This window comes from Pseudomonas sp. TWR1-1-3 (assembly GCF_049896805.1).
GTDB lineage: Bacteria > Pseudomonadota > Gammaproteobacteria > Pseudomonadales > Pseudomonadaceae > Aquipseudomonas > Aquipseudomonas bubulae.
This window is the reverse complement of sequence record NZ_JAFCUZ010000002.1, coordinates 332,586-358,009: the sequence shown is the minus strand read 5'-3', so window position 1 is coordinate 358,009 and position 25,424 is coordinate 332,586. Positions and strand designations below refer to the sequence as shown.

General features: G+C 59.1%; 27 protein-coding genes and 1 riboswitch. Of the genes, 21 read left to right on the top strand and 6 right to left on the bottom strand.

Going from position 1 to position 25,424, the window contains the following annotated elements:
• Positions 1 to 7: 7 nt before the first annotated feature.
• Both purN and purM read right to left on the bottom strand, forming a co-directional pair.
• Positions 8 to 658 carry a phosphoribosylglycinamide formyltransferase gene (gene purN, locus ACP7BE_RS09145; RefSeq protein WP_095003077.1) on the bottom strand — a complete coding sequence of 217 codons (651 nt, stop codon included), beginning with the start codon at positions 656 to 658 and terminating at the stop codon, positions 8 to 10.
• Entirely contained in the window at positions 658 to 1,716 is a 1,059-nt protein-coding gene (gene purM, locus ACP7BE_RS09140) for a phosphoribosylformylglycinamidine cyclo-ligase (RefSeq protein WP_016779859.1), read from the bottom strand. Before purM ends, purN begins: the two co-directional genes overlap by 1 nt.
• A 371-nt stretch (positions 1,717 to 2,087) precedes the next feature.
• Here purM and ACP7BE_RS09135 point away from each other — a divergent pair, with 371 nt between their 5' ends.
• The 5 genes from ACP7BE_RS09135 to ACP7BE_RS09115 all read left to right on the top strand — a co-directional run bounded on the left by ACP7BE_RS09135 (position 2,088) and on the right by ACP7BE_RS09115 (position 6,697).
• On the top strand, positions 2,088 to 3,122 hold the full coding sequence (locus tag ACP7BE_RS09135; protein ID WP_095003078.1) for a DUF2066 domain-containing protein: 1,035 nt from the start codon (positions 2,088 to 2,090) through the stop codon (positions 3,120 to 3,122).
• A 35-nt stretch (positions 3,123 to 3,157) separates the two neighbouring features.
• A complete protein-coding gene (locus ACP7BE_RS09130; protein ID WP_095003079.1) occupies positions 3,158 to 4,231 on the top strand; it encodes an AI-2E family transporter in 1,074 nt (357 codons plus the stop codon).
• Between the two features lie 224 nt (positions 4,232 to 4,455).
• Positions 4,456 to 5,160 carry a DnaA regulatory inactivator Hda gene (gene hda / locus ACP7BE_RS09125; protein ID WP_016779862.1) on the top strand — a complete coding sequence of 235 codons (705 nt, stop codon included), beginning with the start codon at positions 4,456 to 4,458 and terminating at the stop codon, positions 5,158 to 5,160.
• Positions 5,161 to 5,385: 225 nt separating this feature from the next.
• Entirely contained in the window at positions 5,386 to 6,012 is a 627-nt protein-coding gene (locus tag ACP7BE_RS09120; RefSeq protein WP_095003080.1) for a C40 family peptidase, read from the top strand.
• Positions 6,013 to 6,157: 145 nt separating this feature from the next.
• Entirely contained in the window at positions 6,158 to 6,697 is a 540-nt protein-coding gene (locus tag ACP7BE_RS09115; protein WP_095003081.1) for a C40 family peptidase, read from the top strand.
• Between the two features lie 164 nt (positions 6,698 to 6,861).
• Here ACP7BE_RS09115 and ACP7BE_RS09110 read toward each other — a convergent pair whose 3' ends face one another.
• Positions 6,862 to 8,169 (bottom strand): PQQ-dependent sugar dehydrogenase, encoded by a 1,308-nt coding sequence (locus ACP7BE_RS09110; protein ID WP_095003082.1) that lies wholly within the window; start codon positions 8,167 to 8,169, stop codon positions 6,862 to 6,864.
• Positions 8,170 to 8,291: 122 nt separating this feature from the next.
• Positions 8,292 to 8,536: riboswitch (cobalamin riboswitch) on the top strand.
• A gap of 78 nt (positions 8,537 to 8,614) precedes the next feature.
• Between ACP7BE_RS09110 and cobO the strand changes: the two genes are divergently transcribed.
• The 14 genes from cobO to ACP7BE_RS09040 all read left to right on the top strand — a co-directional run bounded on the left by cobO (position 8,615) and on the right by ACP7BE_RS09040 (position 19,997).
• The gene (gene cobO, locus ACP7BE_RS09105; RefSeq protein WP_095003083.1) at positions 8,615 to 9,226 is read left to right on the top strand and encodes a cob(I)yrinic acid a,c-diamide adenosyltransferase; all 612 of its coding nucleotides are present in this window, start codon (positions 8,615 to 8,617) and stop codon (positions 9,224 to 9,226) included.
• Positions 9,227 to 9,236: 10 nt separating this feature from the next.
• A complete protein-coding gene (locus tag ACP7BE_RS09100; protein WP_426105594.1) occupies positions 9,237 to 10,550 on the top strand; it encodes a cobyrinate a,c-diamide synthase in 1,314 nt (437 codons plus the stop codon).
• Positions 10,547 to 11,197 carry a 5,6-dimethylbenzimidazole synthase gene (gene bluB / locus ACP7BE_RS09095; RefSeq protein WP_095003085.1) on the top strand — a complete coding sequence of 217 codons (651 nt, stop codon included), beginning with the start codon at positions 10,547 to 10,549 and terminating at the stop codon, positions 11,195 to 11,197. Before ACP7BE_RS09100 ends, bluB begins: the two co-directional genes overlap by 4 nt.
• A complete protein-coding gene (gene cbiB / locus ACP7BE_RS09090; protein WP_095019427.1) occupies positions 11,194 to 12,102 on the top strand; it encodes an adenosylcobinamide-phosphate synthase CbiB in 909 nt (302 codons plus the stop codon). Before bluB ends, cbiB begins: the two co-directional genes overlap by 4 nt.
• Entirely contained in the window at positions 12,095 to 13,087 is a 993-nt protein-coding gene (cobD, locus tag ACP7BE_RS09085; protein ID WP_095003087.1) for a threonine-phosphate decarboxylase CobD, read from the top strand. The genes cbiB and cobD overlap by 8 nt, the downstream gene beginning before the upstream one ends.
• On the top strand, positions 13,084 to 14,535 hold the full coding sequence (locus ACP7BE_RS09080) for a cobyric acid synthase (protein WP_315264560.1): 1,452 nt from the start codon (positions 13,084 to 13,086) through the stop codon (positions 14,533 to 14,535). The genes cobD and ACP7BE_RS09080 overlap by 4 nt, the downstream gene beginning before the upstream one ends.
• Positions 14,536 to 14,629: 94 nt before the next feature.
• Complete coding sequence (gene cobU / locus ACP7BE_RS09075; RefSeq protein WP_095003089.1) at positions 14,630 to 15,151, top strand: bifunctional adenosylcobinamide kinase/adenosylcobinamide-phosphate guanylyltransferase; 522 nt, start codon at positions 14,630 to 14,632, stop codon at positions 15,149 to 15,151.
• Entirely contained in the window at positions 15,148 to 16,203 is a 1,056-nt protein-coding gene (cobT, locus tag ACP7BE_RS09070) for a nicotinate-nucleotide--dimethylbenzimidazole phosphoribosyltransferase (RefSeq protein ID WP_095003090.1), read from the top strand. Before cobU ends, cobT begins: the two co-directional genes overlap by 4 nt.
• The gene (gene cobC, locus ACP7BE_RS09065) at positions 16,200 to 16,778 is read left to right on the top strand and encodes an alpha-ribazole phosphatase family protein (RefSeq protein WP_426105590.1); all 579 of its coding nucleotides are present in this window, start codon (positions 16,200 to 16,202) and stop codon (positions 16,776 to 16,778) included. The genes cobT and cobC overlap by 4 nt, the downstream gene beginning before the upstream one ends.
• On the top strand, positions 16,778 to 17,509 hold the full coding sequence (locus ACP7BE_RS09060; RefSeq protein ID WP_095020937.1) for an adenosylcobinamide-GDP ribazoletransferase: 732 nt from the start codon (positions 16,778 to 16,780) through the stop codon (positions 17,507 to 17,509). Before cobC ends, ACP7BE_RS09060 begins: the two co-directional genes overlap by 1 nt.
• Before the next feature lie 88 nt (positions 17,510 to 17,597).
• On the top strand, positions 17,598 to 18,011 hold the full coding sequence (locus ACP7BE_RS09055) for a MarR family winged helix-turn-helix transcriptional regulator (protein ID WP_095003093.1): 414 nt from the start codon (positions 17,598 to 17,600) through the stop codon (positions 18,009 to 18,011).
• Between the two features lie 52 nt (positions 18,012 to 18,063).
• Positions 18,064 to 19,272 carry an MFS transporter gene (locus tag ACP7BE_RS09050; RefSeq protein ID WP_095003094.1) on the top strand — a complete coding sequence of 403 codons (1,209 nt, stop codon included), beginning with the start codon at positions 18,064 to 18,066 and terminating at the stop codon, positions 19,270 to 19,272.
• Positions 19,269 to 19,391, top strand: coding sequence for a hypothetical protein (locus ACP7BE_RS09045; RefSeq protein ID WP_254925250.1), 123 nt, complete (start codon positions 19,269 to 19,271; stop codon positions 19,389 to 19,391). Before ACP7BE_RS09050 ends, ACP7BE_RS09045 begins: the two co-directional genes overlap by 4 nt.
• A gap of 54 nt (positions 19,392 to 19,445) precedes the next feature.
• The gene (locus ACP7BE_RS09040) at positions 19,446 to 19,997 is read left to right on the top strand and encodes a glutathione peroxidase (RefSeq protein WP_165446506.1); all 552 of its coding nucleotides are present in this window, start codon (positions 19,446 to 19,448) and stop codon (positions 19,995 to 19,997) included.
• Between the two features lie 86 nt (positions 19,998 to 20,083).
• On the opposite strand, the gene ACP7BE_RS09035 is transcribed toward ACP7BE_RS09040, so the two are convergent.
• The 3 genes from ACP7BE_RS09035 to ACP7BE_RS09025 form a co-directional block, all read right to left on the bottom strand.
• Positions 20,084 to 21,385 (bottom strand): OmpP1/FadL family transporter, encoded by a 1,302-nt coding sequence (locus tag ACP7BE_RS09035; RefSeq protein WP_095003096.1) that lies wholly within the window; start codon positions 21,383 to 21,385, stop codon positions 20,084 to 20,086.
• A 146-nt stretch (positions 21,386 to 21,531) separates the two neighbouring features.
• Complete coding sequence (locus tag ACP7BE_RS09030; RefSeq protein WP_095003097.1) at positions 21,532 to 22,011, bottom strand: hypothetical protein; 480 nt, start codon at positions 22,009 to 22,011, stop codon at positions 21,532 to 21,534.
• A 266-nt stretch (positions 22,012 to 22,277) separates the two neighbouring features.
• Positions 22,278 to 22,502: a hypothetical protein gene (locus ACP7BE_RS09025; RefSeq protein WP_019407963.1), complete on the bottom strand. Its 225-nt coding sequence runs from the start codon at positions 22,500 to 22,502 to the stop codon at positions 22,278 to 22,280.
• A gap of 972 nt (positions 22,503 to 23,474) precedes the next feature.
• On the opposite strand from ACP7BE_RS09025, the gene ACP7BE_RS09020 reads away from it, so the two are divergent.
• Together ACP7BE_RS09020 and rmuC are read left to right on the top strand one after the other, a co-directional pair.
• A complete protein-coding gene (locus ACP7BE_RS09020) occupies positions 23,475 to 23,798 on the top strand; it encodes a hypothetical protein (RefSeq protein WP_095003098.1) in 324 nt (107 codons plus the stop codon).
• A 172-nt stretch (positions 23,799 to 23,970) separates the two neighbouring features.
• A complete protein-coding gene (rmuC, locus tag ACP7BE_RS09015) occupies positions 23,971 to 25,335 on the top strand; it encodes a DNA recombination protein RmuC (protein WP_165446514.1) in 1,365 nt (454 codons plus the stop codon).
• Positions 25,336 to 25,424: the final 89 nt, after the last annotated feature.

The following is a 25,424-nucleotide window of genomic DNA, read 5'->3' as shown; positions in this document are numbered from 1 at the left end:
AGTTCTCCTAGGTTCGTATCAAGTGGCCGCTGGCCGCAAGTAATTGACCGTCCAATAATGCGCCTCGCTCGTCAAGTGACAAGCGACCTTCGGCAAACCAGCGCACTGCAAGCGGATAAATCCGGTGTTCCTGGGCGTGAACCCGTTGCGCCAGGCTATGTGGCGAGTCATCGGACTCTACCGGTATCACTGCCTGTACGACCAGAGGTCCGCCGTCGAGTTCCTCGGTCACAAAGTGCACGCTGCAGCCGTGCTCACCGTCTCCTGCTTCCAGCGCCCGCTGGTGCGTGTGCAAACCCTTGTATTTGGGCAGCAGGGAAGGGTGGATATTCAGCAGGCGACCCTGATAGTGACGCACGAATTCTGCGCTGAGAATGCGCATGAACCCGGCCAGAACCACCAGTTTCGGTTTGAATTCGTCGATGACTTTGATCAATGCAGCATCGAAGGCCTCGCGGCCCTCGAATGCCTTGTGATCCAGTACGCGGGTATCGATACCCGCGTCTTTGGCGCGTTGCAGGCCGTAGGCATCTGCGCGGTTGGAGATCACCGCGCGGATTGTTGCCGGGCTGGCCTTGACGTCATCGCTGTCGATCAAGGCCTGCAAGTTGCTGCCGGTGCCGGAAAGCAGCACCACTACATCACAGGTATCAGGCATTAGTGCGCCTTGATGTTTTGCAGCTCAACTTGCGCAGCGCCTTCAGCGGCGGTTGCGATCTGACCGATGACCCAAGGCTGCTCGCCCGCTTCACGCAGTACGTTCAGCGCAGTTTCAACGTCAGCCTGAGCTACGCAGATGACCATGCCAACGCCGCAGTTCAGCACGCGGTGCATTTCGTGCTCGTCCACGTTGCCTTTTTCCTGCAGCCAGTCGAAGACGGCAGGGCGCTGCCAGCTGGCAACGTCAACCACCGCTTGTGCACCTTTTGGCAGTACGCGCGGGATGTTGTCGAGCAGGCCGCCACCGGTGATGTGGGCCATGGCCTTGACCACGCCGGTTTCCTTGATCAGTTTGAGCAGCGGCTTGACGTAGATGCGGGTCGGCGCCATCAGCAGGTCGGTCAGTGGCTTGCCGTCGAGCTGGATGTTTTCGATGTCGGCACCCGACACTTCGATGATCTTGCGGATCAGCGAGTAGCCGTTGGAGTGCGGGCCCGAGGACGGCAAGGCGAGCAGGGCGTCGCCGGCAGCAACCTTGGAACCGTCGATGATCTCGGATTTTTCTACAACGCCAACGCAGAAGCCGGCCAGGTCGTAGTCTTCGCCTTCGTACATGCCTGGCATTTCAGCGGTTTCGCCGCCAACCAGCGAGCAACCGGACAGTTCGCAGCCAGCGCCGATACCGGTCACCACCTGGGTCGCGGTTTCAACGTTGAGCTTGCCGGTGGCGTAGTAGTCAAGGAAGAACAGAGGCTCGGCGCCGCATACGATCAGGTCGTTGACGCACATGGCAACCAGGTCGATACCGATGCTGTCGTGCTTGTTCAGGTTCAGGGCCAGGCGCAGCTTGGTGCCGACGCCGTCAGTGCCGGAAACCAGAACAGGCTGCTTGTAGCCAGCCGGAATTTCGCAGAGGGCGCCAAAACCGCCGAGGCCGCCCATCACTTCCGGGCGTGCAGTGCGCTTGGCCACGCTCTTGATGCGTTCGACCAATGCTTCACCGGCGTCGATGTCTACACCGGCGTCTTTGTAGCTCAGGGATGGTTGCTTGCTCATAATCCAGGCCTTTAGGGGGGATTCGGGGGTATCGACCGAGTTCAGGGGGCAGGCTTGCAAGTGCTCAAGGATTGCACCAGAGCATTTGCAGGGTGCCCGGCTGTTGGCGGTCTGCGAAGGCGCGCGATTTTATCAGGCTTGAAGGGCAGCGGCCATCCTCGGGCCGACAGGCAGGGTTATATCTGGCGAAAAAAACCTTTTTTAGTCGTACTTGGGTCTGCGCACAGGCCTGTATAAGGTATAGAGAGGTTGTGTGACCGCGTGAAAACGCGAAACGGGCGTGAATGATTTGGCCGTGGCCGTGTCAGAAGTCTGTTCGAGTGTTTTTATGGCGTCCTTAATAGGCTGCTTTTTGTCATCGGGAATCTTTCATGCGTTTTAGCCAATTTTTAGCCGTGGGCTGTCTGTCTTTTTTCAGCCTGGCCAGTCATGCCGAAATCCTCACCGGTCTTTATCAGGTGCTCGAGCCAGTCACCACCCAGTCACCTGATGAGCGCACCCAGGCTACGCAAAAGGCCCTGGAAACCCTGGTGTTGCGTCTGACCGGAGATGCCGCGGCGATTAAGAGTCCGGCGCTGGAGGCGATTCGCAAAGATCCGCAGCAAATCATCAGTCGCTACGGCTATGACGCCGGCCCGCCGCAAAGCCTGCAAGTGGACTTCGATCCGGTGAGTACCGATCGTGCGTTGCATCAGGCCGGGCTGTCGCTGTGGGGCAGTAATCGCCCTGCGCTGCTGGGCTGGTGGCTGAATGACTCGGTCGAAGGTTCGAGCCTGGTGGGGGACGGTCAGTCAGTGGCCGAGCCGTTGCGTCGTGCCGCGCAGCATCGGGGTTTGCCATTGCGCTTGCCGTTGGCGGATTTGAGTGAACAGCTTGTGGGTACGGCTGAAAATCTTGAGGGCAGCAATCCTGCGCCTTTAAAAGACGCTTCCGAGCGTTATGGTGCGGACGCATTGCTGGCGGTGCATGCTCGTGAAGATGACGGGCAGTGGAGCGCCAAATGGCGTTTGTGGGTAGGTGATCAGCAGGAGCAGGGCAGCGCTCAGGCTCCTGATCAGGCAGCGCTGGCCGATGCCGTGATGCTTGCGGTCAGCCAGCGTCTGGCGCCGCGCTATGCGGTCAAGCCCGGGGTTTCTTCCGAGCAGTTGCTCGAAGTGCAGGGCATGACGTTGCAGCGTTATGCGCAGCTGGGGCATTTGCTTGAGCCTTTTGGTGCGCAACTCAAGAGCGTTGACGGTGATCGTGTTGTGTACCTGGTAAACGGCAGCGCCGAGCAGTTGCGTTCGCAATTGGGGCTGGCGCAGTTGCAGGAAGTACCGGCGGGGCAAGTGCCTGTTGCGGCTGATGGGGGGCAGGCGTCAAGTGTTGCCTCAGGCCCTGCGGCGCAGTTGCGGTTTCGCTGGTAGGTTGATGTCTTCTTTATATAAGGATGGGGTGGCTCATGGCTGATTCGCGACGGTGGGTGTGGTGGGGCGTGGCGTTGGGATTCGCCCTGTTCGTGTATTTCCTGCATCCGATACTCACGCCTTTTCTGGTCGCCATCGTCCTGGCCTATATGTTCGACCCTGTGGTCGATCGACTGGAAAGGTTCGGGCTTTCAAGAACCTGGGGTGTGGTTGCGGTCTTTACCGTGTTCACTGTCATTTTGATGACATTGCTGCTGGTACTGGTGCCGCTGCTGGCCAAGCAACTGTTGAAGCTCTATCAGTTGGCACCGCAGATCCTCGACTGGCTGCAGCACACGGCAATGCCGTGGGTGCAAGCCAAGTTCGGCTTGAGTGACAGTTTCTGGAAGTTCGACAAGATCAAGGCGGCGATCACCGAGCATATGGGGCAGGCGACTGACATTGTCGGAATCGTCCTGTCCAAGGCCACGGCTTCCAGTCTGGCGCTGATCGGCTTTTTGGCCAATCTGGTGTTGATTCCGGTGGTGGCGTTCTACCTGTTGCGTGATTGGAACATCATGATGGCCAAGATTCGCGGTCTGTTGCCGCGGGCTCGGGCAGATCAGATCGTGTCACTGGCCAAAGAGTGCCACGACGTGCTCGGCGCGTTTGTGCGCGGTCAGTTGCTGGTGATGCTGGCGCTGGGGGTGATCTACTCGGCGGGCCTGATGCTGGTCGGCCTCGAGCTGGGGTTGTTGATCGGCTTGATGGCGGGTATAGCGGCCATCGTGCCGTATATGGGCTTTATTGTCGGCATCGGTGCGGCGTTGGTTGCCGGGTTATTCCAGTTTGGCGGGGATCTGTACCCGATGCTCGGCATCGTGGCGGTGTTTATGATCGGCCAAGCCCTGGAGGGCACCGTGCTTACCCCGCTGCTGGTGGGTGACAAAATCGGTATGCACCCGGTGGCGGTGATCTTTGCGATTCTGGCTGGCGGTGAGCTGTTCGGTTTTACCGGTGTATTGCTGGCCTTGCCGGTAGCGGCCGTGATCATGGTGCTGGTGCGCCATGTGCAGGATTTGTATAAGGATTCCCAGGTCTATAAAGGCAGTGAGGATCCGCAGTTGTAGAGGGTGGGTTGTGAAGCGGCGGGGTTGTCGCGAGGCGGCCCGGCCTTCTTTGTGCGTTCGAGGCGGCTCGCAGGCGCCAGAAAAAGCCCAATCAATCCAAGACCTTAACGCAAACCTTTGATTTTGCTCGTGGTCTGTTACATTGTGTGCCCGGCGACACGGGTATAAACTTTTCAAACCTTACACAGAGGCCACTAACGGTTCGCTTGAACTGTTCAGTCAGCATGAAACCGATTCAGCTGCCCCTAGGTGTGCGTCTGCGTGATGACGCTACCTTCATAAACTACTATCCAGGCGCCAATGCCGCTGCACTCGGCTATGTCGAACGTCTGTGCGAAGCCGACGCCGGCTGGACAGAAAGCCTGATTTACCTGTGGGGCAAACATGGCGTAGGGCGTACGCACCTGCTGCAGGCCGCTTGCCTGCGCTTTGAGCAGATGGGCGAACCGGCGGTTTACCTGCCGCTGGCCGAGTTGCTGGATCGCGGCATAGAAATCCTCGATAACCTTGAGCAGTACGAGCTGGTTTGTCTGGATGACCTGCAGGCGGTGGCCGGGCGTGCTGATTGGGAAGAGGCGCTGTTCCATCTGTTCAACCGGCTGCGTGACAGCGGCCGGCGCCTGTTGATTGCAGCCTCAACCTCGCCTCGAGAATTGCCGATCAAACTGGCAGACCTCAAGTCCCGCCTGACCATGGCGCTGGTTTTCCAGATGCGCCCCCTGTCCGATGAGGACAAGCTGCGGGCTTTGCAGTTGCGTGCTTCACGCCGTGGCCTGCACCTGACTGACGAAGTCGGGCATTTCATTCTCACGCGCGGTACCCGCAGCATGAGTGCCTTGTTTGATTTGCTCGAGCGGCTCGATCAAGCGTCCTTGCAGGCGCAGCGCAAGCTGACCATTCCCTTCCTGAAAGAAACCCTTGGCTGGTAGCTCAGCCCTTCAAAAATAAGGGTTGTAGCCGGTTTTGACAGTTTCCAGGCGCCAAAAATCCTGCGCGGCCAAAGGGCTGTGGGCGCAAAATCTGTCGTCAGGGGTGTAAAGCCTTAGATGTCACGACAAAACCATCAAGTCACATTTAGATCGATTGAATTTGCAAATGAGGATCATAGAAGGCATAGTCGCGGCTACTTTTTCTAATAAGCCACGGTCGTGCCCATGCTAAAGCGCTTCGCACCCCTCGTGCCCCTCGCACTCGTTACCCTGTTGTTTGGTTGTGCTGCTCACACGCCAGTGTCGCAGCAAGTCGTCCAGGCTCAGGTTCAAAAGTCATCTTCGGTCTCGCAAACTTCCGCTCTTTATCAGGAAGAACTGGCAACCGAAAAAGAACTGGCTGAGTTTTCTGCCAACAGCAAGCCTTATGAATTGCCAGCTCTGGCTGACAGCATTCTAGAGCGCGGCATGTCCTTGATCGGTACCCGTTACCGTTTTGGTGGCACCTCCGAGGCAGGCTTCGATTGCAGCGGCTTTATCGGTTATCTGTTCAAGGAAGAGGCGGGCATGCAATTGCCGCGCTCAACCCGCGAAATGATCAACGTAAAAGCACCGCTGGTCGCACGGAATAATTTGAAACCGGGTGATTTGCTGTTCTTCAGCACCAATGGTCGTGGCCGTGTGAGCCATGCCGGGATTTACCTGGGTGATGACCAGTTTATTCACTCCAGCAGCCGCCGCAGCGGTGGTGTACGGATTGATAACCTGGGTGACAGCTACTGGAGCAAGACCTTTATTGAGGCCAAGCGCGCCCTGGCGATGGCCCCTGCGAGCGTCGTAGCCCGCAAGTAAAGTTAATGTGTTACTTGAAGTTCTGCAGCTAAGAGCTAGAATTAAGTCGCAATGTTAAATTTCTGAAGCCGCGAAGGTGCCCCCTCTCGCGGCTTTGGGGTTCGCGGCCTGAGTTGCCGTATCCAGAATCAGGAACATTCTGTTTATGTCGATCATGGCCCGCGTTGCTCTCCTCACTTTAGCAGCACTGCTCAGTGCCTGCGCCAGCCGCACCCCGCCAGCCCCCGTGGCACAAAAGCCGGTTGTGTTTATCACTCACCCCGAAGAAACCTCGCCGGTTGCCGCAGACGTGCTTTTTCGCGCCCTTGGCCTGGTAGGCACGCCTTATCGCTGGGGCGGCAATACCCCGGATTCGGGGTTTGATTGCAGTGGCCTGATCAAGTACGTATACAACGACGCCGCGGGTATTTCGTTGCCGCGCACCACGCGCGAGATGATCGTGATGCGTGCGCAGAGCATCGGCCAGGACAAGCTGCAAACCGGTGACCTGCTGTTCTTTGCAACCAATGGTGGCTCCCAGGTCAGTCACGCCGGGATCTACGTAGGCGAAGGGCGCTTTGTCCATGCGCCGGCCACGGGCGGTACGGTCAAGCTGGACAGCCTGAACAAGGCCTACTGGCAGAAGGCTTATCTGAATGCCAAGCGCGTGTTGCCGACCGAGCAGCATTTGGCACGTTTGCCCTAAAGCCCCTCACCCCAACCCTCTCCCGAAGGGAGAGGGAGCTTGACCGAGTTGAATCTGGATTCAGCGCAAGGTTTCCAGGCTGCCAAATATCTGAAGCAAACCCCATTCAGTCCCCTCTCCCTCCGGGGGAGGGCTAGGGTGAGGGCGGCTCTTGATTAGAAAGCCTATTTTCCCGACACCCGCCAAACCTTGTTGCCTACATCATCGGCCACCAACAAGTCACCTTGCTTGTCGATCACCACGCCCACTGGCCGGCCCATGGCTTTTTCGTCGGCGTTAAGAAAGCCGGTCAGCACATCGATCGGCATGCCCTCCGGTTTGCCGCCGGCAAAAGGCACGAAAATCACTTTGTAACCACTGTGGGGTTTGCGGTTCCAGGAGCCGTGCTGGCCGATAAAGGCACCTTGGGTAAAGCCGGGTAAATGGCTGCCTTCGGCAAACGTCAGCCCCAAAGACGCCGTGTGTGGCCCAACGGCGTAATCCGGGGCAATGGCCTTGGCCACCAGTTCAGGGTTTTGCGGGTTGACCCGCACATCCACATGCTGGCCGTAGTAGCTGTAGGGCCAGCCATAGAAGCCGCCATCCTGGACTGATGTGATGTAGTCAGGCACCAGGTCACTGCCGATTTCGTCACGCTCATTAACTGCTGTCCAGAGCTTGCCGGAGGTGGGTTCCCAGTCCATGCCATTAGGGTTGCGCAGGCCCGACGCAAAAATGCGGTGGCTGCCGGTGGCCGGGTCGACTTCCCAGATCGCGGCGCGACCTTGCTCCTTGTCCATGCCATTTTCGCCCACATTGCTGTTGGATCCGACGGTCACATATAACTTGGTGCCGTCCTTGCTGGCGATCACGTTTTTGGTCCAATGGTGGTTCAGAGGCCCGCCGGGTAAGTCCACCACCTTGACCGGTTTGGCGCTGATGCTGTTTTCACCGGCTTGATAGGGGAAGCGCAACAGCTTGTCGGCATCTGCCACATACAGATCGTTACCCACCAGCGTCATGCCAAAGGGAGAGTTCAGGTTCTCGATAAACACGGTGCGGGTTTCGGCGACGCCATCGTGGTCCGCGTCGCGCAACAGGGTAATCCGGTTTGCACTTGGCACTCCGGCCCCGGCGCGGGACATGACCTTGTCTGCGATCCAGCCCTTGATGCCCTTGCTGTCATCCGGCTTGGGCGGCGAATTGGATTCGGCCACCAGCACGTCGCCGTTGGGCAGTACATAGAGCCAGCGCGGGTGGTCGAGGTTCTGGGCGAAAGCGGCGACGTGCAAGCCGTGGGCAGCCACTGGGGTGGCATTATCGGGCCAGCCGATGGCGGGGGCGATATTGACCGTTGGAATCAGGGTTTTATTGGGTTCGGGAAGCTTGGGTGATGGGCCGGTACCCTCACTGACTTGCAGGGTCGAGCTTTCGCCGCAAGCGACCAATCCTGCGGCAAGAACAATAACAACGGCGTGCTGGCGCTTGAGCATGTGGTTCTCCATAAGATCTTGTCTGGTAGTAGAGAAGCGTAGCTGTTTAAAGGTTCAGCCCGGGCGCCGGATAAAGCCTTTAGGCGCCGGCTTTAATTGACGCTCCACCCCCAACCCTCTAACCTTCGCGGCTTGTTTCAGGTGCTCTGTGGCCATGGGTCGACAGAGTGAAACAGGGAAGCCGGTGAGGGCGTGTTGGACCTACACAACCGCCACGATCCCGGCGCTGCCCCCGCAACGGTAAACGAGTCAAAGCCACGCTCAGTGCCACTGTGTTTTTTGCACGGGAAGGCGCGTGGACAAGGGTGCACCCTACAGGTGCCGCCCGCTTGTGAGCCCGGAGACCGGCCTGATCCATCCACCACTCTCGCGGCGGGCGATGCAGTGTGTTTTTTTAATTTCCCCCGCCTCCCGTTTGCATCATCGAACCCAACGGAGAGTTGCCATGAATGAATCCCCCGAACGCGACGAACGCCATCAGGCGCGCATGCTGCGCAAAAAAGCGGTTATGGACGAGCGCATTGCCAGCTCGCCCAATGAATGCGGACTGCTGCTGGTATTGACCGGCAATGGCAAAGGCAAGAGCAGTTCTGCGTTTGGCATGCTGGCCCGGGCCATGGGCCACGGCATGCAGTGCGGCGTGGTGCAGTTCATCAAGGGTCGCAACAGCACCGGTGAGGAGATTTTCTTCCGCCGTTTTCCCGAGCAGGTGCGCTACCACGTGATGGGTGAAGGCTTTACCTGGGAAACTCAGGACCGCCAGCGCGATATCGCCGCCGCCGAAGCCGCGTGGGAAGTGTCCCGCGAGATGCTGCGCGATCCGTCCATTGGACTGGTGGTGCTCGATGAGCTGAATATCGCGCTCAAGCACGGCTACCTCGATCTGGAACAGGTGCTCGCCGACCTGCAAGCCCGTCCGCCCATGCAGCATGTGCTGGTCACCGGCCGTGGCGCCAAACCTGAATTGATTGATCTGGCTGATACCGTGACTGAGATGGCGGTGGTCAAACACGCTTTCCAGGCCGGGATCAAAGCCCAGAAAGGCATCGAATTGTGAGTGTTGAAGTATGAGAGCGTCACGTCATTGCCCGGCGGTGCTGATCGCCGCGCCGGCTTCCGGTCAGGGCAAGACCACGGTTACAGCGGCTTTGGCCCGGTTGCATCGCAATCAGGGGCGCAAGGTGCGGGTGTTCAAGTGTGGCCCGGACTTTCTCGACCCCATGATCCTGGAGCGCGCCAGCGGTGCGCCGGTGTATCAGGTGGATTTGTGGATGGTGGGCGCCGAGGAAAGCCGTCGCCTGCTGTGGGACGCCGCCGGTGAGGCGGACCTGATTTTGATTGAAGGTGTGATGGGGCTGTTTGACGGCACGCCTTCCAGCGCCGATCTGGCACGACATTTTGGCGTGCCGGTGTTGGGGGTGATTGATGGCACTGCCATGGCCCAAACCTTTGGTGCGCTGGCCCTTGGTTTGGCGCGCTATCAACCGGATCTGCCGTTTGCCGGGGTGCTGGCCAATCGAGTTGGCACTGTACGCCATGCACAGTTGCTCGAAGGCAGCCTGACCGAAGGCTTGCGCTGGTACGGCGCGCTGTCCCGCGAAACCGGCATCGAACTGCCAAGCCGTCATCTGGGACTGGTGCAGGCCAGCGAGCTGAATGATCTGGATGCGCGCCTGGATGCGGCGGCCAATGCCCTGGCCAGCACCTGTGAGGTAGCGCTGCCACCGCCGGTTGAATTCGCTGCGCCTGAGCCGGTGGCCGTCGAGCCGCTGCTGGCAGGTGTGCGAATTGCCGTGGCTCGCGACGAAGCTTTTGCCTTCACTTATGGCGCCAGCCTCGCGTTATTACGTGATATGGGCGCCGAGCTGGTGTTTTTCTCACCGATCCGTGACAGTCAGCTGCCTGAAGCAGACAGCCTGTATTTGCCCGGTGGTTACCCTGAACTGCATCACCTTGAGCTGTCGCGCAACGTGCCGATGCTCACGGCGATTCGCGCACACCACAGGGCCGGTAAACCGCTGCTGGCCGAGTGCGGTGGCATGCTTTACCTGCTCGATGCCCTGACCGATGTCGAGGGCCAGCGCGCCGAACTGGTTGGCTTGCTGGCAGGGGAGGCGACGATGCAAAAGCGCCTGGCTGCCCTGGCGCTGCAAGCTGTGGACATGCCTGAAGGGCTGTTGCGCGGCCACACCTACCACCACTCGCTGACCAGTACCGAACTTGAGCCTGTTGCTCGCGGCCTGAGCCCCAATGGCGGGCGCGGCGCCGAAGCGGTGTATCGCGAAGGGCGAATGACCGCTTCTTATGTACACTTTTACTTCCCGTCCAATCCTCAGGCCATTGCCGCGTTGTTTGCGCCATGTGCCGTGAAGGTGCCATGAGCGATAACGCATTCAGCCCGCAAGAACGCGCCGCCGTGTACCGCGCCATCGCCGAGCGTCGTGATATGCGCCACTTCAGTGGTGGCACTGTGGCACCCGAGTTGTTGTCGCGTTTGCTGGAAGCGGCGCATCAAGCCCCGAGCGTGGGCTTGATGCAGCCGTGGCGGTTTATCCGCATCACTGACCGCGAGCTGCGCGGCAAGATCCAGGGTCTGGTGGAAGAAGAGCGGGTACGCACCGCGGATGCCCTGGGCCAGCGCTCCGATGAATTCATGACGCTCAAGGTCGAAGGTATCAACGATTGCGCTGAGGTGCTGGTGGCTGCGTTGATGGATGACCGCGAAAAGCACATTTTTGGTCGACGTACGCTGCCGGAAATGGACATGGCGTCCTTGTCCTGTGCCATTCAAAACCTGTGGCTGGCGGCCCGGGTCGAAGGGCTGGGCATGGGCTGGGTGTCATTGTTCGAACCGCAGGCACTGGCTGATCTGCTGGGGTTGCCTGCCGGGGCCAAGCCGCTCGCTGTACTGTGCCTGGGCCCGGTCGAGGCGTTTTATCCGGCGCCGATGCTGGTCCTGGAAGGGTGGGCGCAAGCGCGTCCGCTCAGTGAACTGGTGTACGAGAATTATTGGGGAGTGAGTCCATGAGTGTGGCGTTGCTGTGCGTTGCCGGGGTGGCGCTGGATGCGTTGCTCGGCGAGCCCAAACGCTGGCATCCGCTGGTTGCCTTTGGCCGTATGGCCGAGCGTATTGAGCAGCGTTTCAATTCCGGCGGCCGTGGCTGGCGCAGTCATGGTGTCACGGCCTGGGTACTGGCAGTGCTGCCGCTGACAATCCTGGCCACGGCCCTGTCCTGGCTGCCTTATATTGGCTGGCTGGTGGACATTGCGGCGCTGTATTGCGCACTGGGCATGCGCAGCCTCGGTGAGCACGTACAACCAGTAGCCGAGGCATTGCGCGCCAATAACCTGGATGAGGCGCGCACGCGGGTGGGTTATCTGGTCAGCCGTCAGACCAGTGAGCTGGATTCTACCGAAGTGGCCCGCGCCGCCACCGAGTCGGTGCTGGAAAACGGCAGCGATGCGGTATTTGCCGCGATTTTCTGGTTTGTGGTCGCGGGTGCGCCAGGGGTGGTGCTCTATCGTTTGAGTAATACCCTGGATGCCATGTGGGGCTATCGCAACGAACGCTTTGAGCGTTTTGGCTGGGCTGCGGCGCGGATCGACGATGTTCTTAACTATATTCCTGCAAGGTTGGTTGCGTTGACCTATGCCGCTTTGGGTAAAACCCGACTGGCCCTGAAGAGCTGGCGCAAGCAGGCACCGCTGTGGGACAGCCCCAATGCCGGCCCGGTCATGGCTGCTGGTGCCGGAGCGCTGGGTGTTGAGTTGGGTGGCCCGGCGATTTATCACGGCGAACTGCATGAGCGCCCGCAATTGGGCGAAGGTGCACCGGCGGACGCCGAGTCGATCGGCCGTGGCTGGCAACTGGTGCAGCGTGGCGTATGGCTGTGGCTGCTGATCCTGTGTGTCTGGAGTGAATTCTATGCTTGAGCACGGTGGGCGTTTGCGCAAGGCGGCGTTGCACTACGGCATTGCCGAAGCGGACTGGCTGGACCTGTCCACCGGCCTGGCGCCCTGGCCCTTTGCTATCCCCCAGGTGCCCGAACGTGCCTGGGCGCGCTTGCCTGAGGCCGATGACGGCCTTGAGCAAGCGGCCTGCGCCTATTACGGCGCGCCGCATGTGCTGGCGGTACCGGGTTCACAGTGTGCCATTCAGTTGCTGCCGCGTTTGCGCCGTAGCGGCAAGGTTGGCGTGCTGTCGCCGTGTTACGCCGAGCATGCCCATGCGTGGCGGCGCAGCGGGCATATCGTGCGGGAAATCATGGAGCAGGAAATCGACTTCTACATCGACACACTGGATGTGCTGGTGGTGGTCAACCCCAACAATCCCACGGGCTTGAGTCTGACCCCGGAACGCCTGCTGGAGTGGCATGCGCGGCTGATGCAGCGCGGCGGCTGGCTGGTGGTGGACGAAGCCTTTATGGACAACACGCCGCAACTGAGCCTGGCCGCGCATACCCAGCGTACCGGGTTGATCGTATTGCGCTCTTTCGGCAAGTTTTTTGGCCTGGCGGGCGTTCGGCTGGGTTTTGTGCTGGCTGAACTCAAGTTACTCAAGTTGCTGGCCGAGCAAGTCGGTCCCTGGGCGGTCAGCGGCCCGACGCGGATTGTCGGCCAGGCCTGTCTGCTCGACTCCGAGGCCCAAGCTCGTCAGCGCGAACGCAGCGAACTGGCCAGCGGGCGTCTGGAACGTCTGTTGGGCTTGCATGATCTGCCGCCGCAAGGGGGCTGTGCGCTGTTCCAGTGGTTGATCACCTCCCATGCCGATAGCCTTTACGAGTTTATGGCGCACCGCGGCATTTTGCTGCGCCTGTTTACCCACAACAGCAGCGTGCGTTTTGGCCTGCCAGCCGAAGAAGCTGACTGGCTGCGCCTGGAGCAGGCTCTGGCGGCGTACACCAAGGAATCCTTATGAGCACGTTGATGGTGCAGGGCACCACGTCCGATGCCGGTAAAAGCACCCTGGTGACGGCGCTGTGCCGCTGGCTGACCCGTCAGGGCGTGGCGGTGGTACCGTTCAAACCACAAAATATGGCGCTCAACAGTGCTGTGACGGCCGAAGGCGGTGAAATCGGTCGCGCCCAGGCAGTACAGGCACAGGCAGCCGGGCTGGCACCGCACACGGACATGAATCCGGTGCTGCTCAAGCCCAATAGCGACACAGGAGCCCAGGTAATCATTCATGGTCGTGCTGTCACCAGCATGAATGCCGTGGCGTATCACGATTACAAGGCCATCGCCATGCAGGCCGTTCTGGCCTCGCACCAGCGTTTGAGTGCGGCGTACCCGGTGGTGATGGTAGAAGGCGCCGGTTCGCCGGCCGAGATCAATCTGCGAGCCGGTGATATCGCCAACATGGGCTTTGCCGAAGCGGTGGACTGCCCGGTGGTGCTGATCGCCGATATCAATCGTGGTGGCGTGTTTGCTCATCTGGTCGGTACTCTGGAATTGCTCTCGGACACCGAGCAGGCGCGGGTCAAGGGCTTTATCATCAACCGCTTTCGCGGCGATATTGCGCTGCTCCAGCCCGGCCTCGACTGGCTGGAACAGCGCACCGGCAAACCGGTGATCGGTGTGCTGCCCTATGTGATGGACTTGCACCTTGAGGCCGAGGACGGCATCGACCAGCGCCAGACCGACAAGGCCGACCAGGTGCTCAAGGTGGTGGTGCCGGTGCTGCCGCGCATCAGCAACCACACCGACTTCGACCCGCTGCGCCTGCACCCGCAAGTGGACTTGCAGTTTGTCGGGCCGGGGCAGCCCATCCCGCCTGCCGACCTGATCATCCTGCCCGGTTCCAAAAGCGTGCGCAGTGATCTGGCCTATTTACGCGCCAATGGCTGGGACACGGTCATCAGCCGTCACTTGCGCTATGGCGGCAAGCTGCTGGGCATTTGCGGCGGTTTGCAGATGCTTGGTGAGCAGGTGCACGACCCGCTGGGCCTTGAAGGCACTGCGGGCAGCAGTGCCGGGCTGGGCTTGCTGGCATTCAGTACCGAACTGGCTGCCGAAAAACAGTTACGCAATGTGCGCGGGCACCTGGCCCTGGAAAACGCCGAGGTCATGGGTTACGAAATTCACGCGGGCGTGACGACGGGGGCTGCTCTGGAGCAGGCAGCAGTGCATCTGGATGACGGACGCCGTGAGGGTGCACAAAGCGCGGACGGGCAGATTCTCGGTACTTACCTGCATGGCCTGTTCGAATCCCCTGCCGCTTGCAGCGCGTTGCTGCGCTGGGCCGGTTTGCAGGATGTGCAGGCCGTGGACTACCACGCCCTGCGCGAGCGGGATATCGAGCGGCTGGCGGATCTGGTGGAAAACCACCTGGATACGGCGTACTTGCGCGAACTGTGCGGAATTTGAATCGTGTGGGAGCGAGCCTGCTCACGAACAATGCCACTTCGCGAGCAGGCTCTCTGCCACAGTGGACTTGCCGCATTTCCAGAGGTTAATTGACATGCTGCAACTGATTTTGGGTGGCGCCCGTTCGGGCAAGAGCCGTCTGGCTGAAAAGCTCGCGGCCGAGTCTGGATGTGCTGTTACCTATATCGCCACCAGCCAGCCGCTGGACGGCGAGATGAATGAGCGCGTGCGCCATCATCGCGAACGCCGCCCTGAACATTGGGCGCTGATTGAAGAACCGGTCGAATTGGCCCGCGTACTGCGCGACAACGCGCGCGCCGATGCTTGCCTGCTGGTTGATTGCCTGACGCTATGGCTGACCAATCTGCTGATGCTTGAAGACCTTCAGCGCCTGAACGCCGAGCGTGATGCGCTGCTGGAATGCCTGGCTGAGCTGCCGGGCGAAATCCTGTTTGTCAGCAACGAAACCGGAATGGGTGTCGTACCGCTGGGCGAATTGACTCGCCGCTATGTCGATGAAGCCGGTTGGTTGCATCAAGCCCTGGCCGAGCGCTGTCAGCGAGTCGTGTTGACAGTGGCTGGCCTGCCCCTGACGTTGAAAGGAACTGCACTATGAGCACCCCCTGGTGGCTGAAGCCCTGCAAACCCGTTGATCGTGACATGCAAGCTGCTGCGGGCGAGCATCAGCAACAACTGACCAAACCCGCGGGCTCGCTAGGTCAACTTGAGGCGCTGGCAGTGCAACTGGCCGGGTTGCAAGGGCGGCTCAAGCCCCGTGTCGATCAACTTTGGATCGGCATTTTCGCCGGCGATCACGGCGTGGTTGCCGAGGGTGTCTCGGCTTATCCGCAGGCGGTGACCGGGCAAATGCTGCATAACTTTGTCAGCGGCGGCGCGGCGATCAGCGTGTTGGCCCGTCAGTTGGGTGCGCAACTGGATGTCGTGGACCTGGGTACGGTCACGCCGATGCTGGAGCTGGCCGGGGTGCGGCACCTGCAGTTGGGTGCGGGTACGGCCAATTTCGTCCAGGCCCCGGCGATGTCTGACAGCCAGGGTTTGAGAGCCCTGCAGGCCGGGCGCGACAGCGTGCTGCGGGCGCAGGCGGCAGGCAGTGAAGTGTTTATTGGCGGTGAAATGGGCATCGGCAACACGGCGTCCGCGAGTGCGGTGGCCAGTGCGTTGCTCGCTTGTCCGGCTTCGCTGTTGACCGGGCCGGGCACTGGCCTGGATGCGGCGGGAGTGAGCCACAAGGCACGGGTGATTGAGCGGGCGCTGGCGTTTCACGAGGGGCATCTCGATGATCCGCTGCAGACCCTGTTTCGTCTGGGTGGCTTTGAAATTGCAGCCCTGGTCGGTGCTTATGTGGCCTGCGCTCAGGAGGGGATTGTAGCGGTGGTCGATGGCTTTATCTGCACCGTTGCGGCCATGGTCGCCGTGCGCCTGAATCCACAGTGTCGTGAGTGGCTGGTGTTCAGCCATCGCGGGGCAGAGCAGGGCCATCGTCATGTGCTCGAGAGCCTGCAGGCCGAGCCACTGCTTGATCTGGGATTGCGCCTGGGCGAGGGCAGCGGTGCTGCGCTGGCGGTGCCGTTGATGCGCCTGGCCTGCGACCTGCACGGGCAGATGGCGACGTTTGCCCAAGCCGCAGTGGCAGATCGCCCGGCATGACCGTACAGCTGGATTTGCTGCGTCATGGCGAAACCGAGCTGGGAGGCGGTTTGCGCGGCAGCCTGGACGACGCCTTGACGGCTCTGGGCTGGACGCAAATGCGTGATGCGGTCCAGGGCAAAGGGCCGTGGGATCGTATCGTCAGCTCGCCGTTGCAGCGTTGTGCATTGTTTGCCCGGGAGTTGAGCGTGCAGCTCGATATTCCCGTGTCTTTCGACAAAGATCTGCAAGAGCTGCATTTTGGTGCGTGGGAAGGGCGCAGTGCAGCGGCGCTGATGGAAACCGACGAGCAGGCCCTGGGCTTGTTCTGGGCTGACCCCTATGCTTTTACTCCGCCCGAGGGTGAGCCAGTGCTGGCGTTTTCGGCGCGGGTGTTGGCTGCCGTCAGCCGTTTGCAGCAACAGTTCGCCGGTGAGCGTTTGCTGGTGGTTTGCCATGGTGGGGTAATGAAACTGTTGCTGGCCCGGGCTCGTGGCTTGCCCCGTGAGCATCTGTTGCAAGTGTCTGTGGGCCACGGCGCGCTCATTGGTTTGCGGGTCGGTGCGGATGATCAGTTGCTCGAGGTTGGCGAGTGATGTTGCCGTTCTGGATTGCCCTGCAGTTTTTAAGCAGCTTGCCGATTCGCTTGCCCGGGATGCCCCAGCCTCAAGAACTGGGGCGCTCTTTGTTGTTTTACCCGCTGGTGGGATTGTTGTTCGGCCTGCTGCTGTACGGCGTTAGCGGGCTGTTGTCCGATGCGCCGTTGATGTTGCACGCCGCCTTGTTGCTGACCCTTTGGGTGTTGCTCAGTGGCGGTTTGCATCTGGACGGCCTGGCTGATAGTGCAGATGCCTGGTTAGGCGGTTTTGGTGATCGTGAGCGTACGCTGACCATCATGAAAGATCCGCGCAGCGGGCCGATTGCGGTGGTTGTGTTGATTCTGGTGCTGTTGCTCAAGTTTTGCGCGCTGCTGGCGTTGCTTGAGCAGGGCAACGGTACTGCCTTGCTGATTGTCCCTTTGATCGGGCGCAGTGCTTTGCTGGCAGTATTCCTGACTACGCCCTATGTGCGCGCGGGTGGCTTGGGGCAGGCGCTGGCTGATCATCTGCCACGCAAGGCAGGCTGGTGGGTGCTGGGGCTTAGTGCCCTGGTTTGTGTACTGTTGGTCGGTTATTCGGGGTGGTGGGCGCTTGGCCTGGCAGCGCTGGGGTTCGTTTGGTTGCGCAGGGTGATGATCCGTCGTTTGGGCGGCACTACCGGTGATACCGCCGGGGCGCTGCTGGAACTGCTCGAAGTGCTGGTGCTGGTAGGATTGGCGCTGATCTGACGGTGCACGTGCCCGCTCCCACAAAAAACCGGGCGGGTGGCGTTACATAAATCTTGATTGTCTTTTATTGCGGGTATATACATACAAAATGTTACCAACCCAGTGTTTATGTACCAATCTGCGACGTGCTGCACGTGGCGTGAGCAGGCACTACGACGGCGCTCTCGATGGCTTCGGGATCAACGTCGCCCAGTATTCCTTGCTGTGCAATCTCAAGCGGCTCGATCAACCGAGCATTTCCACCCTGGCAGAAGCCATGGGGCTGGATCGCAGTACCTTGGGGCGTAATGTGCGGGTGCTTGAGGGCGCCGGGTTGCTGAAGATGACTGAGGGCGCAGACCAGCGTAACCGGCTGGTGTGCCTGACTCGGGCAGGTGAGGACTGCCTTGCGGCTGCCTTGCCGGCCTGGGAGGCCGCCCAGCAGCGCTTGATGGACCGTTTGGGCGAAACCAGGCGTGCGCAGCTGTTGCAACTGTTGGATGAGCTGGCGGGTAAAGACTGAAACTCAGTCGTTTGACTTTAAATGGGTATATACCCGCTTCCGGAGAATAATAATGACAACGGTGTGGCGCAACAGCGCTTGGGTTCTTCTTGGCAGTGCGCTCATTCTGGCATTGTCGTTGGGTGTCAGGCATGGCTTCGGGTTGTTTCTGCCGCCCATGAGCGCGCAGTTTGGCTGGGGGCGCGAGGTGTTTGCATTTGCCATCGCCCTGCAAAATCTGATCTGGGGCTTGGCACAGCCCTTTACCGGGGCGTTGGCTGATCGCTTTGGCGCGGCGAAAGTGGTGATCGTTGGCGGCGTGCTGTATGCCGTAGGGCTGTTGCTGATGGGGTTGGCAGACTCACCGCTGTCGCTGTCGTTGAGTGCGGGGTTGCTGATTGGTATCGGCCTGTCGGGCACATCGTTCTCGGTAATTCTGGGGGTGGTTGGCCGTGCCCTGCCTGCAGAAAAACGCAGCATGGGCATGGGCATCGCCAGTGCCGCAGGGTCTTTCGGTCAATTTGCCATGTTGCCCGGCACCCTGGGCCTTATTGGCTGGCTCGGCTGGTCGACGGCGCTTTTGGTGTTGGGCGTGCTGGTGGCGATGATTGTGCCATTAGTGGGCATGCTCAAGGATCGTCCGCTGCCAAGCCTGGGCGGTGAGCAAACCCTCAGGGAGGCCCTGCGTGAGGCCTGCTCGCATTCGGGCTTCTGGCTGCTGGCGTTGGGTTTTTTTGTTTGCGGCTTTCAGGTGGTGTTTATCGGTGTCCACCTGCCAGCCTATCTGGTGGATCAGCATTTGCCGGCGACAGTTGGCACCACGGTGCTGGCGCTGATCGGTCTGTTTAATATCTTCGGTACTTACACGGCTGGCTGGCTCGGCGGGCGCATGTCCAAGCCGCGCTTGCTGACGGCCTTGTACCTGGCGCGGGCGGTGGTGATCGTATTGTTTTTGTGGGCGCCGATCACACAACTCAGCGCTTACCTGTTTGGCATGGCCATGGGCTTTTTGTGGTTGTCGACGGTACCGCTGACCAATGGCACGGTGGCGACCCTGTTTGGCGTGCGTAACCTGTCGATGCTGGGCGGGATCGTGTTTCTCTTTCATCAGCTGGGGGCTTTTCTGGGCGGCTGGCTGGGTGGCGTGGTCTATGATCAGACCGGAAGCTATGATCTGATCTGGCAAGTCTCGATTTTGTTGAGCCTGTTGGCGGCTGCCTTGAACTGGCCCGTGCGCGAGCGCCCGGTGGCCCGTTTGCAGGCGCAAGGGAGTTTAGGATGAGTGCAAGCTGGATCTGGTTGGGTGCAGTCAGTGCCGGTGCCTTGTTGCTGGCTCTTGTCTGGTGGGGCTGGCATCAGGGTGGGCTGGCCTTGATGCAGTTGGGTATGGGTGCTTGCTAGTGTAGCGGCGGATGAGTAAGTTCTGAGCTTGCCTCTTTCTCAAGGACACCGATGATGCTTAAGCGCTGGATTGCGATGCCTGTATTGCTGTTGGCCTGCGCCGGTTCGGTCTGGGCGGCGGATTGCCCGCCTTTACTGGAGGGCTCGTTGCCCAAGTTGCGGGCCAAGGAATCGATTGATCTGTGCCAGCGCTTTGCCGGTAAACCGCTGTTGATCGTCAATACCGCGAGTTTTTGCGGATTTGCTCCGCAGTTCAAGGGGCTTGAGGCGTTGAACCAGCGCTACAAGGGCCAGGGGCTGGAGCTGATCGGCGTGCCTTCAGACGACTTCAAGCAAGAGGCCAAGGATGGTGAGGAGACGGCCAAGGTCTGCTACGTCAATTACGGCGTGACCTTTACCATGATCGATCCTCAGCATGTGCGCGGGCCTGATGCCGCGCACCTGTTCAAGGTACTGGCCGAGCAGAGTAACGCGCCGAAGTGGAACTTCTACAAGTATGTGGTGGATCGCCAGGGCAATGTGATTGCCAGCTTCTCCAGTTTAACCAAGCCCGACAGTCCTGAATTGATCGAGGCCATCGACAAGGCCATTGCTTCAAGGCCTTGAATCGAAGCCATTAAAAATCCCCGCCTCGGTAACGAGAGCGGGGATTTTTTTGATTCAGCTGGCGAGGGGATTAGCCTCGCGGAGAATCAGAACTTGTAGGTTGCACCTACAGCAAAACCGTTAGCACTGTTTTCATATTTGGAGCTGTAGTAACTACCGATCTGAGGTTTGGCGTCATCAACCTTGACGGACTCTTCCTTGAGGTAGGAATAAGCCACGTCAATGTTCAGGTTGTCATTGACGGCATAACCGGCACCCAAGCTGAAAATTGTACGGTCGCCGGTAGGGATACGTGGCGAGCGATTTTCATTGTTGGTAGGCGACTGGTCCCAGGTCAGACCGGTACGCAGTACCCACTGCTTGTTCAACTGGTACGAAGTACCGATGGCGTATGCCCAGGTATCGTGCCAGTTCTGCTCTTCCTTGATGGTGCTGAACAGTGCGGGCGATGCGGCGCCGCCGGCAGCGGCAGTTACGCCTTCGTTCTCTACGGTGATGTCTTTCAGGCGGCTCCAGCGAGTCCAGGTAGTACCTGCATAAACCTTCCACGCGTCATTGATTTCTTGTGTAACCGACAGGTCCCAGGATTCAGGGGTGTCGATTTTCAGCGAGGCGTCATAACGGTTGCTTTTCAGGCGGGCAGCCGTGAACGGGTCGCTGCTGGCCGTGACGTTAGTGTGGCCTTCGAGCTTGTATTTAACCTTGGAGTGGTAAGTCAAACCAACGCGAGTGGTATCGGTAGCCTGTACCAATACACCAACGTTAAAGCCCAGAGCGGTATCGTCGCCCTTGATTTTTACATTGCTGTCGCCTGCCCCGGCCAGTGGGTTCGGGGTCAGTCTGACTTCGGACTCGAGTGTACCGGCGATGCGGTTAATGGTCGGGCCAAAGCCGATCGATACCTTGTCGTTGAATGCATAGCTGACGGTAGGTTGCAGGGTTACAACTTTTACTTCGCTTTTGCTGCCGAAGCCGCGGCCCTGGAAGCTGCTTTCGTAGTCGGTCACAAGGCCGAACGGAGCATAAACACCGAAGCCTACGGCCCACTCGTCATTGAGCTTGTTGGTGTAAAAGCCCATAGGGACGGCAGTAAATGGAACCATGTCGCCTTTATTGGTACCCGAGATGCTGCCACGGGCATCCTTGATATCGGTCGAAGCATCAATAACAGCGATACCGCCTGTTACTTGCTGGCCGCTGAGGCGGGACATACCGGCAGGGTTACCGAAAACGGTACTTGCATCGTCGGCAGAAGATGAACGACCTGCGAAGCCGGTCCCCATACCGCTGACGCTTTGTTCGTTGAGTGCGAAGCCGCTAGCGAAAATCTGGCTGGAAGCCAAAGTGACGGCGAGGCCAAGTGTGGTCTTGAGCATTACTTTTTTCATTATTAGAACTCCTTATGATCACCGGACGAAAACTACCAACATTTTTGTGGTTGCGCTATAGGCTAAATCGAAGAAGATAGCGATGTTTTGTAGGACAATCCGACCGGTTTTAAATCATTTACACGTTGTTATAGTAGGTGGGAATCTCAAGCAATCTGGTTGAGAGGTGAGACGCAGCTGTGCCAGGCGTGGGCAAAATCGCGCAAACGTCCATGTGGTTCAAAGGCTTGGCGCCAGATCCTTGCCATGCCCAATAAATCGTCAGCCGCGGGGACAACGACTTTGTGTTGCTCTATCAACAGCCAGGCAATGGCGGTGGCGTAGCGCAAATTAACCGTGAGCTCGATATGAGGGCTGCACAAAAACGCATGCTGACTGGCCAGCCCGCGAACCAGGCTCGCCAGATCCGGGTCGTGGGCCAGGTATTGGTCCCACAGATCCGCATGGCGTATCTCACGTATGCAATAAAGGCCGTGACCGTGGCGATCGTGCAGGGCCGAGCCCAGGTGCGACTGGCTGGCCGCAATACCTAGCAACAAAGCTTCTGCATCCGGGTTGTCTTGCCCCAGATACAGAAGCGTTGGCCGGATCACGTAATGGCTCAACTCTCTGGCAGCGATACCCATAAAGTCCTCGAGGCCTGAAAATGACCAGCGAGGCCCATGCGCTTGGCAGCAGTGGATCGGAAGGGGTCGCTGGAAGCGGATCATGCCGCTTGAGTTGAAGTGTAGTGTCAGATTCTCGCTGTAAAGTTATGTTTTTAAAACATTTAAAGCTTCGGTCAGCGGGCTATATATCCGCAAGTAATTAAACAATGCCGGATATTTCTTAAAGTGCAGGCAATAAAAAGCCCTGCTAATCAGGCAGGGCTTGATGTGTAGCGCTCAAGCTGTCAGGCAATCAGGGCCTGACGGGTACGCTCGATCACAGCTTGCAGAGGTTCTGCGCTGGAATACTGGTCGGGGTACAGGCGTTCGCTGTGACGGGCAATACCGTGTTCGTTGACCAGGGTGAAACTGAAGCATCCTTTGCGAGCGGCCATAATCAGGCAGTTCATTGGGGCAAAGGCGTTGGTTAGGGTGCGAATGGCATCCTGAGTATGGATTTGAGTAGACATAGTTATTAGGTGTTCCTACAAATGACACGGAATCTGATCCGTGCTGCGTTAAAACGTTCCAGTGACGTCGAGCCATTCTTTGGCTGGACGAAGAACCTGACTGGAACAAAGCCGCCAGTTGGAGCGCATTAAGTATGTGGCGCTTGGGCTGGCAGGTAGGTACTTAGGAGGGCAGGCAGTCACAACAGGAGCTAAGGTTCCGTGCTCCGGGTGAAGATCCTGATCAATTTGCAGGTTGGTTCGGTCAGAGTAAAAGAACTTCGCGATACCCTGTGCGTTTGTGCAGAGGCCGTATCGTCGCAAGATTTACCTGGAAACCATCGAGGGGGTCGATCCCGTTTGTTCAGCTTACGTTCGCTTTTTGCGAGGTGCTGGAGGGATTTGTTCGGCCCGAATTGACTTTCAGCTTGGTACTAACGCTGCGGATACTAACGGGTTGAATTTTTAAACGCAAGTATGCTAGCAAAAATACTTTATGTGGCCATGCCGCAACCTCAGGTTGGCGTGTGGCGCTGACTAGTACATTTCAGCGGTTTCGCCAGTAGCGCCGTGTGTGTGTTCTGTCGGCAACAAGCCCCTTGAATGAAGCGCCGCAGCGGTGCGTCAGCGTGCAAGCCGTGCCCGGTAAAGGCCCGGTTTTTTGCTCTGAATGTGAGCTTGTGCACATTAACAGTGCTGGTGGCAAAATCAGCGCAGATACCCGTGTTTTGCTCTTGCTAGCCTGCCTTGTAAATTTAAGTCAATGAAAAACATCGTTTTTTTTAATTGGTGAAAAAATCGACAGTTTGACCTGAGGCCGCGCGGGGTGGGCGTTTGCGGGGGTTAAAGCAAGGTTGTCCACTGACTTATCCACAGGATCTGTGGATTGTCCAAAGCGCTTGCTCTAGATCAAGGGTATCGACTTTTTTGGGCTTTACCCGGACGAAAAAAGGAGTAGAGTGGCGCGCCTTCTGTTCTGCCCTACAGTGTCGTATGAAGTTCCGCACCGCTACTTCCTCTGTTGCTCGTCCCAATACATCCACTGAAGCACCCAAACGCTTTTCTTTGCGGGTCGCGATCTGGCTGCTGGATAACCCGCGCCTGAGCGCCAGCCCCAGCGTCAAACACGTGGCCGGTCATTTGCTCAAGCAACCTGCCCGCCAGGGTGTGGTGCTGGCGCAAAGCCGTTTGGGCCAGTTGATGTGCCGTGAATGCGGCAGCGCCCGCGATCAGCGCATTGGCCACGAACTGTTGCGTCAGGCCGCTCGCGCCGGTGATCGTCTGGCCCAGCAGGAATTGAACAAGACCCAAGACTGAGCTGTCTTCGGCGCGGCCTGTTGGTTAACCTTGTTCTTTTACCTCGTGCGGAGGGTTTATGGCCCTGGATCTAAGCAGCCTGTTGCTTGGCCTGGCAGTAGCGGGCGTGCCGTTGCTGGCGTTAATCTGGCAGTTGCAACGCAAACTCGGCAGCCATCCCGCTGAGCTGGCGTTGCTCAACGAGCGTTTGAATACGGCGCAGTTGGCCCAGGAAGGTCTGGGCGCCCAGCTGGATGCCTGTCGCGACGAGGTCAGTGACCTGGGTCAGGCCAATGCCGCCAAGCAGGCCGAGCTGGCAGCATTGAGCCGCGAAGTAGAGCTCTTGCAGGTGGAGCGCGACAATGGGCGCGACGCCGCCCATGCCTGGAACCTGGAGCGCAACCAGAAAGAAGTCGAACTGCGGCGCCTGGATGCCCATGCGTCTGGGCTGGCTGCAGAGTTGCGTGAACAGCAAGACAGCCATCAGCAACGACTGAACGACCTGCAGGGTTCCCGGGACGAGCTGCGGGCCCAGTTTGCCGAGCTGGCGGGCAAGATCTTTGATGAGCGCGAGCAGCGTTTCGCCGAAACCAGCAATGAGCGCCTCGGGCAGTTGCTCGATCCGCTTAAAGAACGCATTCAGTCGTTTGAAAAACGCGTCGAAGAAAGCTATCAGCAGGAATCGCGGGAGCGCTTTTCCCTCGGCAAAGAACTGGAGCGCCTGCAGCAGTTGAATTTGCGCCTGAGCGATGAGGCGACCAACCTGACTCGCGCCCTCAAAGGCCAGAAGACCCAGGGTAACTGGGGTGAGTTGATTCTGGAGCGGGTGCTGGAGCACGCGGGGCTTGAGAAGGGCCGTGAGTACCAGACTCAGGTCAGCCTCAAGGGGCCGGACGGAGAGCGTTTCCAGCCAGACGTATTGATAATGTTGCCCGGTGACAAGCAGGTGGTGGTCGACTCCAAGGTCAGCCTGACGGCTTATCAGCAATATGTGGGGGCTGACGACGACGTGATCGGGCAGGCGGCGCTAAAGCAGCATGTGCTATCGCTGCGCAATCATGTGAAAGGGTTGGCCAGCAAGGACTACAAGCGTCTGGAGGGGTTGCACAGCCTGGATTTCGTGTTGTTGTTCGTGCCCATCGAAGCGGCTTTTTCGGCGGCGTTGCAGGCCGAGCCCAACTTGTTTCAGGAAGCATTTGATCGTCATATCGTGATCGTCAGCCCAACCACGCTGCTGGCCACCTTGCGGGTAATCGACAGCCTCTGGAAACAGGAGCGCCAAGGCCAGAACGCCCGCGAAATTGCCGAGCGTGCCGGTTGGCTGTACGACAAGTTTGTTTTGTTTATTCAGGATCTGGATGAAGTGGGCAATCGCCTGCAGCAGCTGGACAAGGCCTACAGCTCAGCTCGTAATAAGCTGACGGAAGGCCGCGGCAATCTGGTCAGCCGCAGCGAACAGCTCAAGCTGCTGGGAGCCCGGGCCAGCAAGAGCCTGCCAGCCGACCTGCTGGAGCGGGCCATGACCGACGAAGAGGGTGTGGCCCACCCGGCGGAATAAGCGGTGTGCAAGGCTTTGTGGGGGCGGGCTTGCTGCGATGGCATCAACCAGGCTCTGCAAGTAAACCGAGTTGGCACTATCGCGAGCAA

Bases quoted from the DNA above. Each gene is read 5' to 3' on its own strand.
- purN (WP_095003077.1), bottom strand. From the start codon at position 658: ATGCCTGATACCTGTGATGTAGTGGTGCTGCTTTCCGGCACCGGCAGC.
- purM (WP_016779859.1), bottom strand. From the start codon at position 1,716: ATGAGCAAGCAACCATCCCTGAGCTACAAAGACGCCGGTGTAGACATC.
- ACP7BE_RS09135 (WP_095003078.1), top strand. From the start codon at position 2,088: ATGCGTTTTAGCCAATTTTTAGCCGTGGGCTGTCTGTCTTTTTTCAGC.
- ACP7BE_RS09130 (WP_095003079.1), top strand. From the start codon at position 3,158: ATGGCTGATTCGCGACGGTGGGTGTGGTGGGGCGTGGCGTTGGGATTC.
- hda (WP_016779862.1), top strand. From the start codon at position 4,456: ATGAAACCGATTCAGCTGCCCCTAGGTGTGCGTCTGCGTGATGACGCT.
- ACP7BE_RS09120 (WP_095003080.1), top strand. From the start codon at position 5,386: ATGCTAAAGCGCTTCGCACCCCTCGTGCCCCTCGCACTCGTTACCCTG.
- ACP7BE_RS09115 (WP_095003081.1), top strand. From the start codon at position 6,158: ATGTCGATCATGGCCCGCGTTGCTCTCCTCACTTTAGCAGCACTGCTC.
- ACP7BE_RS09110 (WP_095003082.1), bottom strand. From the start codon at position 8,169: ATGCTCAAGCGCCAGCACGCCGTTGTTATTGTTCTTGCCGCAGGATTG.
- cobO (WP_095003083.1), top strand. From the start codon at position 8,615: ATGAATGAATCCCCCGAACGCGACGAACGCCATCAGGCGCGCATGCTG.
- ACP7BE_RS09100 (WP_426105594.1), top strand. From the start codon at position 9,237: ATGAGAGCGTCACGTCATTGCCCGGCGGTGCTGATCGCCGCGCCGGCT.
- bluB (WP_095003085.1), top strand. From the start codon at position 10,547: ATGAGCGATAACGCATTCAGCCCGCAAGAACGCGCCGCCGTGTACCGC.
- cbiB (WP_095019427.1), top strand. From the start codon at position 11,194: ATGAGTGTGGCGTTGCTGTGCGTTGCCGGGGTGGCGCTGGATGCGTTG.
- cobD (WP_095003087.1), top strand. From the start codon at position 12,095: ATGCTTGAGCACGGTGGGCGTTTGCGCAAGGCGGCGTTGCACTACGGC.
- ACP7BE_RS09080 (WP_315264560.1), top strand. From the start codon at position 13,084: ATGAGCACGTTGATGGTGCAGGGCACCACGTCCGATGCCGGTAAAAGC.
- cobU (WP_095003089.1), top strand. From the start codon at position 14,630: ATGCTGCAACTGATTTTGGGTGGCGCCCGTTCGGGCAAGAGCCGTCTG.
- cobT (WP_095003090.1), top strand. From the start codon at position 15,148: ATGAGCACCCCCTGGTGGCTGAAGCCCTGCAAACCCGTTGATCGTGAC.
- cobC (WP_426105590.1), top strand. From the start codon at position 16,200: ATGACCGTACAGCTGGATTTGCTGCGTCATGGCGAAACCGAGCTGGGA.
- ACP7BE_RS09060 (WP_095020937.1), top strand. From the start codon at position 16,778: ATGTTGCCGTTCTGGATTGCCCTGCAGTTTTTAAGCAGCTTGCCGATT.
- ACP7BE_RS09055 (WP_095003093.1), top strand. From the start codon at position 17,598: ATGTTACCAACCCAGTGTTTATGTACCAATCTGCGACGTGCTGCACGT.
- ACP7BE_RS09050 (WP_095003094.1), top strand. From the start codon at position 18,064: ATGACAACGGTGTGGCGCAACAGCGCTTGGGTTCTTCTTGGCAGTGCG.
- ACP7BE_RS09045 (WP_254925250.1), top strand. From the start codon at position 19,269: ATGAGTGCAAGCTGGATCTGGTTGGGTGCAGTCAGTGCCGGTGCCTTG.
- ACP7BE_RS09040 (WP_165446506.1), top strand. From the start codon at position 19,446: ATGCTTAAGCGCTGGATTGCGATGCCTGTATTGCTGTTGGCCTGCGCC.
- ACP7BE_RS09035 (WP_095003096.1), bottom strand. From the start codon at position 21,385: ATGAAAAAAGTAATGCTCAAGACCACACTTGGCCTCGCCGTCACTTTG.
- ACP7BE_RS09030 (WP_095003097.1), bottom strand. From the start codon at position 22,011: ATGGGTATCGCTGCCAGAGAGTTGAGCCATTACGTGATCCGGCCAACG.
- ACP7BE_RS09025 (WP_019407963.1), bottom strand. From the start codon at position 22,502: ATGTCTACTCAAATCCATACTCAGGATGCCATTCGCACCCTAACCAAC.
- ACP7BE_RS09020 (WP_095003098.1), top strand. From the start codon at position 23,475: ATGAAGTTCCGCACCGCTACTTCCTCTGTTGCTCGTCCCAATACATCC.